The sequence below is a fragment of the Micromonospora arborensis genome (assembly GCF_003205615.1).
GTDB lineage: Bacteria > Actinomycetota > Actinomycetes > Mycobacteriales > Micromonosporaceae > Micromonospora > Micromonospora arborensis.
The window spans coordinates 80,275-89,204 of sequence record NZ_PYBV01000011.1 but is presented as its reverse complement, the minus strand read 5'-3'; the positions used below and the strand labels follow the sequence as shown (position 1 = coordinate 89,204).

Here is an 8,930-nt window from a genome sequence, read left to right as displayed (position 1 = left end):
ATGTTCGCTGCCAGGTAGAACGCCAGGGCGATCGAATGGCCGTAGAACTCGGTTGCGAGGTGAAGCTGGGCCGGCGCACACGGCCAGGGAGCGGCGCAGCTACGGCAGAGCCACGCCGGGCGCATCGGATGGTGCGAGCGAGGGCGGCGGGTCATCCGACCCTCACCGAACCGCGCTTGACGGGCGTGCGGGTGGTTGGGCGCCGGGCCGCCGTGGCGGGCCTGTCCGGCCAGATCAGGCCTGCGGGCATCACGAACAGGGTCCGGCGTGCGACCGCATCGCCGTTCGCGGCCAGCTCGTAACCGTCAATCCACAGCCACCCGTCGTACGTCGGCCAATCGAGAACCCGAATCACGCGGACGAAGATCGGGCGCAGGAACTGCACACTCGCGGCGCGGGTCAGGTGCAGGACGTCACCGGTGTGTGGCATCCGCGCGGACCCGCTCGTGCGCTCACCCCGCTCTGCTCGGCGACGCGGTTGAGGCGGTTCACCCGCCAGGGCGGGACGACGGTCCCTGGCGGCCAGGGCACGCCCAGCGACGGCGGCGGGGCCGGTGTTCGGCCTCGGTTTGGGTTTCCGATCGGGCGGCTTGTCCGGCACGGGTGATCCCCTGGTCGTCGCTCTTGGGAAGGGGCCGCCCTCGTGAGTGCTCGCCCGCCAAGGGCGGCCCCGCTACGAACGCGTCCGCCAGGTTTCGGGGATCCCTGCCGGCCGCGCCATCTACCGACCACATTGCCGAGAGCGACAGGACCAGTACACGACGTTGCCTTATTCTCCAGGGACGTTCGGGACGTTCATCTTGGAGGCAGGATGAATCATGCACTTCAAGCGGCCATGGCCGAAGCTGGCGAGACAGCCGAAAGCCTGGCAGCTCAGACGGGCGTCGATCCGAAGACGGCAGCGCGGTGGATAAGCCCGGGACGCGTGCCGCAGCCCCGTCGGCGCGCGAAGCTGGCTGTCATCCTCGGGAGGGACGTCGGGGACCTCTGGCCGGATGTCCTCAAACGGCGCGAGCCGCAATGGCTGCGTGAATGGGTCGACTGGGAACGCGAAGCCGTTGCGATTCGCTGGTTCGAGCACACATGGGTGCCCGGCCTCCTGCAGACCGAGGCGTATGCGCGGGCGACATTGGCAGGCGAAGCGTTGACGAGGGACGAAGTTGACGACGTGGTCGCCTCCCGCATCGACCGTCAGGCCATCCTCCGCCGCGAACGCCCGCCCTTGCTGATCGCAGTCGTACACGAGCTGGTCCTGTACCAGTCGGCGTACGGCGACCGATCGCTGATGCGTGAGCAGGTCGCCCACCTCGCCGAGTGCGCGGGGCTGCCCGCTGTGCGGGTGCTCGTAGTGCCGCAAGACGTCGGGATGTATCCGGGCCTTGGCGGGGGCTTCATCGTGGCCGAGCTGCCCGACGGCGAGCAGGTCGCACACATCGACAGCCAGGTCCGGGCGCAGATCGTAAATGGAGCTGCGGACGTTGCTACGCTGAATCGCAGATGGGAACGCATCAGAAGCGAAGCTCTTTCCCGTCATCAGTCCCTAGACCTGATCAGGAAAGCAGCGGGATCATGGACATGACCGGCGCGCAGTGGCGTAAGAGCACGAAGAGCGGAAACAACGGGGGCTCGTGCGTCGAGGTCGCCGACAACCTCCCCGGCGTCGTCCTCGTCCGCGACACCAAAGACCGCGACGGCGGGACGCTGACCTTCGGACCGGCGGCATGGGCCGGCTTCGTCGATCTGGCGAAGGCGATCGGCCCCGTCGGCTGACCAGCGCAGCACGTAAGGCCCTCGGCACCCTGGATACCAGGAAGCCGGGGGTCTTCTGCTTGTCCCGGGGTTGGTCCTCGGCGAGGTGGTGCCATCCCGCCGCCGGGCGCTGCCGCCCCGGTAGTCCATATACCTCTCAGGTATGAATATGACTCCCTGGTATACCGCTCATCAGCAACACTCCCACCCCCGCCGAGCACCGAGGCCGCCAGCCCTCCATGGTGCGCGCGACGACACAGGCTCATGGCGCAGAGGCCCCCGGTTCGCGCCGGGGGTCTTTCGCTTGTCGGGGGTCAGGAGCGTTGGCGCGGGCCCGATCGGTGCCCTTTCAAGCTGAATCGCCGACGGCATCAGCGTTGTTCGCCGCACCACAGCGCTTATAATGTGGGAAATCTGTCTCAAAATTTGGGAGTGCGCGATGAGCGTGGCGGACGTGTTCGACGCGGTGGCCGGCACCTACGACGAGGAGCGTCGGCGCCTGATTCCCTGCTTCGACGCCTTCTATGGCGCCGCCGTCCAGGTGGCCGCGCCACCGCTGCGCGCCGCGCTCGCGGCCGGACGTACCCCCGAGGTGTTGGACCTGGGCGCCGGCACCGGCCTGCTCTCGCTGCTGCTGGCCGCGGCGGTGCCCGGAGTCCGGCTGACCCTGTTGGACGGAGCGCCGGCGATGCTCGCCCGCGCCACCGAGCAGTTGCGCGCCCGGTCCGTGCCGCACCGGTCCATCCAGGCCGACCTGTCCGACGAGCTGCCGCCGGGCCGGTACGACGCGGTGGTCAGCGCGCTGGCGATCCACCACCTGGACGACGCCGGCAAGCGGGCGCTCTACCGGAGGGCCGCCGCCGCGCTGGCACCCGGCGGGGTGTTCGTCAACGCCGAGCAGGTCGCCGGCCCGACCCCCGAGTTGGACCGGCGCTACGACGAGGTGTGGCTGGAGCGGATCACCGAGCTGGGCGCGTCCCCCGAGGAGATCGCCGCTTCCCAGGGGAGGATGCGGCACGACCGCCCGGCGACCGTGGCCGATCAGTGCCGGTGGCTCGCCGAGGCCGGCCTGGTCGACGTCGATTGTTACTTCAAGGAGTGGCGCTTCGCGGTGTTCGGCGGTCGGGTCAGGTGAGAGCCGCCGGAATGGGCGTTTCGACGCTGGTGGGCGAGCTGGTGGGCGGATGGATGACTGGTGGTCATACCGCTGGGTAGTCTCAGCGGCATGACTGCCAAGGTGACTCTGTCGTTCACGGACGAGACGATCGAGGAGGCACGGCGGTTCGCCAAGCGCGAAGGGCTGTCGCTCTCCGCCTGGATGGACCAGGCCGCCCGGGAGAAGGCGCTGCGCGAGGTCTTCACCGCGCACGCCGCCGCCGTGGGCCGTGCCGGTCTGGACCTGGAGTCCGCCGCGCTCGCCGACGCCCGCGAGGTGGGCATGGTCAACGACCTGCTCTCCGGCGGGCGACCGCGTGCTGCGTAGGGGAGAGGTCTGGCGCATCGAGGGCGCCCGGGAACGCCTCGGCCTCGTGATCAGCTCAGACGTCTACAACTCCACCGACGTACCCATCGTGATCGTGGTCGAGGTCGTCGAGGAGTCACTGCTGCGTGACTCGCCGCTCGCCGTGACGATGGGCCGGTACGTGGTGATGCCCGACCGCATCTCCTCGCCGATGAAGAAGTGGTTCACCGACTGCGTGGACGTCGCCGACACCGACACCATGCTCCGGGTCGGCCGCGCGCTGCGCATCCTCCAGCAGCTCTGACCACGGGTCTGGTGGTGTGCTCACCATCGCCGCCGGCCCGTGGTGCGGTCCCCGTTTCCGGGCCGACCCGCGACGGGCACTGCCAGGTAACCCGGCGTTCCTAGCGTTTCTCCTCGTCACATCGACGAGGAGGAGCCGCCGTGAGCACGCTCACCAGCACCGCAGTCACCGCCGCACCGTCGGTCGCCACCGGGCGTGGGCGTCGGCTCGACGACTGGCGTCCCGAGGACCCCGACTTCTGGCAGGCGACGGGTGCCCCGATCGCCCGGCGCAACCTCTGGGTCTCGATCTTCGCGGAGCACGTCGGCTTCTCGGTGTGGAGCCTCTGGTCGGTCACCGTGCTCTTCCTCGGCCCCGCGTACGGCATCGACCCGGCCGGGAAATTCCTGCTCACCGCAGTGCCGGCGGCACTCGGCGCGGTGTTGAGGCTGCCGTACACGCTGGCGGTGGCCCGCTTCGGCGGGCGGCGCTGGACGATCATCAGCGCACTGCTGCTGCTGGTGCCCACGGTGCCGATGACGGTGCTGCTGGAGCCCGGGGTGTCCTACACCACCCTGATGGTGCTCGCCTGCATCACCGGGGTCGGCGGCGGCAACTTCGCCTCCTCGATGGCGAACATCAACCTCTTCTATCCGGCTCGGCTCAAGGGCCGGGCCCTCGGGCTCAACGCCGGCGGCGGCAACCTGGGCGTACCCGCGGTGCAGTTGGTCGGGCTGGCGGTCCTCGCCACCGCCGGTGCCGCGTACCCCCGGCTGGTGCCGGCGGTCTACCTGCCGCTGATCGTGCTGGCCGCGCTGGCCGCGGCCCGCTGGTTGGACACCGTGCCCGGGGCGCGCAACGAGCCGGGCGCGTTGCGCGAGGCGGCCCGTGACCCCCACACCTGGGTCATGTCGGTGCTCTACATCGGCACCTTCGGCTCGTTCATCGGGTTCGGTTTCGCCTTCGGTCAGGTGCTCCAGCTCCAGTTCGCCGAGCGGTTCCCCACTCCGGTCGACGCCGCCTGGTTGACCTTCCTCGGCCCGCTGGTCGGCTCGTTGATCCGGCCGCTGGGCGGTCACCTCGCCGACCGGTTGGGCGGGGCCCGGGTGACCTTCTGGAACTTCGTGGCGATGGCGGCCGGCGCGGCCACCGTGCTGTACGCGGCCCGGGAGCACTCGTTCGGGCTCTACCTGGCCGGGTTCCTCGCCCTCTTCGTCTTCTCCGGTATCGGCAACGGCTCCACGTACAAGATGATCCCGGCGATCTTCCGGGCCCGAGCGGCGGACGCGGTGGCTGCGGGCCGGCGCGACCCGGAGGCCGCCGCGCGCTGGGCGCGACGGATGACCGGCGCGTTGATCGGCATCGCGGGTGCGATCGGGGCCTCCGGCGGGGTGCTGGTCAACATCGCGTTCCGGCAGTCGTTCCTCGGCTCGGGCAACGCCGACGCCGCCTACCTGGCCTTCATCGGCTGGTACGCGTTGTGCTTCGCGGTCACCTGGGCCGTCTACCGTCGTCCGAGGGCAAATCGCCTCGCCGGCGTGTGAGCTGGGCCACGGTCGGCGCGTCGTCGCGCGAGACCCCACCCCCGTTTTGACCTGCGGACACCGCGCCGGGTATCGTTGCCTGCTGTTGTACGACATCCAGAGGCGTGCCCCATCAGGTACGCTTGGTCGTTCGTGCGCGCTGGTCCGGCCTGCAAGATCTGGTCACCTCGGCGCGCGACCCCAGACCGACGACGAGACAAGGTAGACCTGTGCGTACGTACAGCCCGAAGCCGGGTGAGATCGAGCGTCAGTGGCACGTCATCGACGCCTCTGATGTCGTGCTGGGCCGCCTGGCCACCCACGCCGCCACGTTGCTGCGTGGTAAGCACAAGCCGACTTTCGCGCCGCACGTCGACACGGGCGACTTTGTCGTCATCGTGAACGCGGGCAAGGTTGCGCTGACCGGCAACAAGCGCCAGACCAAGGTCGCTTACCGCCACTCCGGTTACCCGGGTGGTCTGAAGCAGATCGGCTACGACGAGCTGCTGACCAAGCGGCCCGAGCGCGCCATCGAGCTGGCTGTGAAGGGGATGCTCCCGCACAACAAGCTCGGCCGTCAGCTGATCAAGAAGCTGAAGGTCTACGCCGGTGCCGAGCACCCGCACCTCGCGCAGCAGCCGGTGCCGTTCGAGATCAAGCAGATCGCGCAGTGAGCGCGGGCGAAGGAAGCAGCATGACCGACATCACCACCGAGACCGAGGTTGCCCCCGAGGCCACCGAGGCGCCGGCGCCCGTCGCCCGCGCGCCGCGTGGTGACCGCCCGATCCAGACCGTGGGTCGGCGCAAGGAGGCCATCGTCCGGGTCCGTATCGTTCCGGGCACCGGCAAGATCACCTGCAACGGCCGCGACCTCGAGGCCTACTTCCCGAGCAAGGTGCACCAGCAGCTCATCAAGGACCCGCTGGTCACCGCCGAGAAGCCCGAGGCGTTCGACGTCATCGCCAACCTGCGTGGCGGCGGCACCACCGGCCAGGCCGGTGCGCTGCGGCTGGCCATCGCCCGGGCGCTGATCGTCAACGAGCCGGACGACCGCCCGGCCCTGAAGAAGGCCGGCTTCCTCACCCGGGACGCCCGGGTCAAGGAAAGCAAGAAGTACGGCCTCAAGAAGGCCCGTAAGGCTCCCCAGTACTCGAAGCGCTGATCTTCACCAGCGCGTTGTACTTCTGACGGACGGCCGGTCCGCCTCCCCCTGCGCGGGGAGGTGGCCGGCCGTTCCGCTTTCTCCACATCGGCAGTGCGCATCGGAGGTTGGCGGGTATGGGTCGGTTGTTCGGCACGGACGGCGTACGCGGGCGGGCAAACGCGGATCTCACGCCTGAGTTGGCGCTGGCGCTCGCGGTGGCCGCCGCGCACACACTCGCCGAGACGGACCGCAGCCACCCGCCGCTGGCCGTTGTGGGTCGCGACACCCGGGCCAGTGGCGAGATGCTGGAGGCCGCCGTGGTCGCCGGGCTGACCAGTGCCGGCGCCAACGTGGTGCGGGTCGGCGTGCTGCCCACTCCGGCGGTGGCGTTCCTCACCGCCGAGGCCAAGGCCGACCTCGGCGTGGTGCTCTCCGCGTCGCACAACCCCATGCCGGACAACGGCATCAAGCTCTTCGCCGCCGGCGGGCACAAGTTGCCCGACGAGATCGAAATGCAGATCGAGGCGGCCGTGCAGGCAAACGCCACCACCGCCTGGGATCGGCCGACCGGCGCCGGCATCGGTCGGGTGCACGACCTGCTCGACGGCGCGGACCACTACGTCCAGCACCTCGTCGGCGCCGTGCCGCACCGGCTGGACGGGATCAAGGTCGTGGTCGACTGCGCCAACGGCGCCGCCGCCGAGGTCGCCCCGGTCGCCTACCGGGAAGCCGGCGCGGAGGTCATCGCGATCAACGCCGAGCCGAACGGGCTGAACATCAACGACGACTGTGGCTCCAACCACATCGAGGGGCTGCGCGAGGCCGTCGTCGAGCACGGCGCGCACCTGGGCATCGCCCACGACGGTGACGCCGACCGCATCGTGGCGGTCAGCGCCGACGGCGACGAGGTCGACGGCGACCAGGTGATGGCGATCCTCGCGCTGGCCATGCGGGATGCCGGCACGCTCACCCAGGACACACTCGTCGCGACCGTGATGAGCAACCTCGGCCTGCGGCTGGCCATGTCCGCGCAGGGCATCCGGCTGATCGAGACCAAGGTCGGCGACCGGTACGTCCTGGAGGCTCTGCGCGCCTCCGGGCTGGCGCTCGGCGGTGAGCAGAGCGGCCACATCGTCATGCCCGCGCACGCCACCACCGGCGACGGTGTGCTCACCGGCCTGCACCTGATGGCCCGGATGGCGGCCACCGGCAAGTCTCTCGCCGAGTTGGCCTCGGTCGTCACCAAGCTGCCCCAGGTGCTGATCAACGTTCCGGTCGGTGACCGGACCGTCGGTGCCGCCGCACCGGCCGTCCGCGCCGAGGTCGAGCGGGCCGAGGCGGAGCTGGGTGAGACCGGGCGGGTGCTGCTGCGCCCCTCGGGCACCGAGCCGCTGGTCCGGGTGATGGTCGAGGCGGCCACCGAGGCGACCGCCCGTGCGGTCGCCGAGCGGATCGCCGAGCTGGTCCGCACCGCCAGCCCCGTCGCGTCCTAGGTAAGCCGGAGGCTGTGGAGCTGAATCGTCTGTGACATCAGCTCCACAGCCTCCGGACAGCGACTTGCTGGGTCAGCCGATCGGGGCCAAGGCGCGCAGCCGGGTGACCGCCTCGGCCAACACCTCGGGCCGCTTGCAGAAGGCGAAGCGGACCAGCCGCCGGCCCGCGTCGGCGTCGTCGTAGAAGACCTGGGTGGGCACCGCCACCACGCCGCAGCGCTCCGGCAGCGACCGACAGAACTCCACCCCGTCCCGGCCGCCGAGGGCGGTGATGTCGGCGGTGACGAAGTACGTCCCCTCCGAGTCGAGCACCGCGAACCCGGCGTCGGTGAGACCGTCGACGAGCTGGTCACGCCGCTGCTGGAGGCTGTCCCGGAAACCGGTGTAGTAGTCGTCCGGCAGCGCCAGCGCCACGGCGACCGCCGGTTGCAGCGGCGCGGCGTTGACGTAGGTGAGGAACTGCTTCACCCGCAGCACCGCCGAGACCAGGGCCGCCGGGCCGCTCGCCCAGCCGACCTTCCAGCCCGTGCAGGAGAACGTCTTGCCCGCGGACGAGATGCGCAGCGTCCGCTCCCGCATCCCGGGCAGGGTGGCCAGTGGCACGTGCGGGTGCGCCGCGTCGGTGAAGACCAGATGCTCGTACACCTCGTCGGTGACCGCGTACGTGTCGTGTTCCTGGCACAACTCGGCGATCAGCGCCAGCTCGGCCGGGGCGAAGACCTTGCCGGTCGGGTTGTGCGGTGAGTTCAGCAGCACCAGCCGGGTGCGCGGGCCGAACGCCGCGCGCAGCGCCGCCGGGTCGAAGGAGTACCGGCCGTCGGCCGCCGGGCGCAGGGTCACCGGCCGCCGGACCGCGCCAGCCAGCGCGATCGAGGCGGCGTACGAGTCGTAGTACGGCTCGAAGCAGACCACCTCGTCGCCCGGTTCGCAGAGGGCGAGGATGCTCGCCGCGACCGCCTCGGTCGCGCCCGCGGTGATCACGATCTCGCTGTCCGGGTCGTACTCCAGGTCGTGGAACCGCCGCTGATGGGCCGCGACCGCCGCACGGAGGACGGGAATCCCCGGCCCGGGCGGGTACTGGTTCTGCCCGCCGCGCAGCGCCTCGGCGGCGGCGGCCAGCATCTCCGGTGGGCCGTCGGTGTCGGGGAAGCCCTGGCCGAGGTTGACCGCGCCGGTCCGCGTGGCGAGGGCGGACATCTCGGCGAAGATCGTCGTGCCGAAGGGGCGCATCCGGGCCACCAGCGGGTCGACATCGGTGCTCGTCGTCACCGCGCCA

Annotated in this window: 11 protein-coding genes; 9 read left to right on the top strand and 2 right to left on the bottom strand. The window is 70.4% G+C overall.

Features of this window, described 5'->3' with window-relative positions; translation table 11 throughout:
* Nucleotides 1–151: 151 nt before the first annotated feature.
* Nucleotides 152–430 carry a hypothetical protein gene (locus C7C45_RS08335; RefSeq protein WP_110563060.1) on the bottom strand — a complete coding sequence of 93 codons (279 nt, stop codon included), beginning with the start codon at nt 428–430 and terminating at the stop codon, nt 152–154.
* Nucleotides 431–811: 381 nt separating this feature from the next.
* Here C7C45_RS08335 and C7C45_RS08330 point away from each other — a divergent pair, with 381 nt between their 5' ends.
* The 9 genes from C7C45_RS08330 to glmM all read left to right on the top strand — a co-directional run bounded on the left by C7C45_RS08330 (nt 812) and on the right by glmM (nt 7,654).
* Entirely contained in the window at nt 812–1,579 is a 768-nt protein-coding gene (locus C7C45_RS08330; protein ID WP_110563059.1) for a DUF5753 domain-containing protein, read from the top strand.
* Complete coding sequence (locus C7C45_RS08325) at nt 1,576–1,770, top strand: DUF397 domain-containing protein (protein WP_030489632.1); 195 nt, start codon at nt 1,576–1,578, stop codon at nt 1,768–1,770. Before C7C45_RS08330 ends, C7C45_RS08325 begins: the two co-directional genes overlap by 4 nt.
* 418 nt (nt 1,771–2,188) lie before the next feature.
* Complete coding sequence (locus C7C45_RS08320; RefSeq protein ID WP_110563058.1) at nt 2,189–2,884, top strand: class I SAM-dependent methyltransferase; 696 nt, start codon at nt 2,189–2,191, stop codon at nt 2,882–2,884.
* 90 nt (nt 2,885–2,974) lie between these two features.
* The gene (locus C7C45_RS08315; RefSeq protein ID WP_088950199.1) at nt 2,975–3,232 is read left to right on the top strand and encodes a DUF6364 family protein; all 258 of its coding nucleotides are present in this window, start codon (nt 2,975–2,977) and stop codon (nt 3,230–3,232) included.
* Entirely contained in the window at nt 3,222–3,515 is a 294-nt protein-coding gene (locus C7C45_RS08310) for a hypothetical protein (RefSeq protein ID WP_110563057.1), read from the top strand. Before C7C45_RS08315 ends, C7C45_RS08310 begins: the two co-directional genes overlap by 11 nt.
* Nucleotides 3,516–3,655: 140 nt before the next feature.
* Entirely contained in the window at nt 3,656–5,038 is a 1,383-nt protein-coding gene (locus C7C45_RS08305) for an MFS transporter (protein ID WP_110563056.1), read from the top strand.
* A gap of 209 nt (nt 5,039–5,247) precedes the next feature.
* On the top strand, nt 5,248–5,691 hold the full coding sequence (rplM, locus tag C7C45_RS08300; protein WP_053653864.1) for a 50S ribosomal protein L13: 444 nt from the start codon (nt 5,248–5,250) through the stop codon (nt 5,689–5,691).
* 20 nt (nt 5,692–5,711) lie between these two features.
* The gene (gene rpsI, locus C7C45_RS08295; protein ID WP_110563055.1) at nt 5,712–6,179 is read left to right on the top strand and encodes a 30S ribosomal protein S9; all 468 of its coding nucleotides are present in this window, start codon (nt 5,712–5,714) and stop codon (nt 6,177–6,179) included.
* 116 nt (nt 6,180–6,295) lie between these two features.
* On the top strand, nt 6,296–7,654 hold the full coding sequence (gene glmM / locus C7C45_RS08290) for a phosphoglucosamine mutase (RefSeq protein WP_110563054.1): 1,359 nt from the start codon (nt 6,296–6,298) through the stop codon (nt 7,652–7,654).
* A 72-nt stretch (nt 7,655–7,726) separates the two neighbouring features.
* On the opposite strand, the gene C7C45_RS08285 is transcribed toward glmM, so the two are convergent.
* Nucleotides 7,727–8,923 (bottom strand): pyridoxal phosphate-dependent aminotransferase, encoded by a 1,197-nt coding sequence (locus tag C7C45_RS08285; RefSeq protein ID WP_110563053.1) that lies wholly within the window; start codon nt 8,921–8,923, stop codon nt 7,727–7,729.
* Nucleotides 8,924–8,930: the final 7 nt, after the last annotated feature.

Excerpts from the sequence above, each read along its gene's own strand:
- C7C45_RS08335 (WP_110563060.1), bottom strand. The coding sequence starts at position 430 with ATGCCACACACCGGTGACGTCCTGCACCTGACCCGCGCCGCGAGTGTG.
- C7C45_RS08330 (WP_110563059.1), top strand. The coding sequence starts at position 812 with ATGAATCATGCACTTCAAGCGGCCATGGCCGAAGCTGGCGAGACAGCC.
- C7C45_RS08325 (WP_030489632.1), top strand. The coding sequence starts at position 1,576 with ATGACCGGCGCGCAGTGGCGTAAGAGCACGAAGAGCGGAAACAACGGG.
- C7C45_RS08320 (WP_110563058.1), top strand. The coding sequence starts at position 2,189 with ATGAGCGTGGCGGACGTGTTCGACGCGGTGGCCGGCACCTACGACGAG.
- C7C45_RS08315 (WP_088950199.1), top strand. The coding sequence starts at position 2,975 with ATGACTGCCAAGGTGACTCTGTCGTTCACGGACGAGACGATCGAGGAG.
- rpsI (WP_110563055.1), top strand. The coding sequence starts at position 5,712 with ATGACCGACATCACCACCGAGACCGAGGTTGCCCCCGAGGCCACCGAG.
- glmM (WP_110563054.1), top strand. The coding sequence starts at position 6,296 with ATGGGTCGGTTGTTCGGCACGGACGGCGTACGCGGGCGGGCAAACGCG.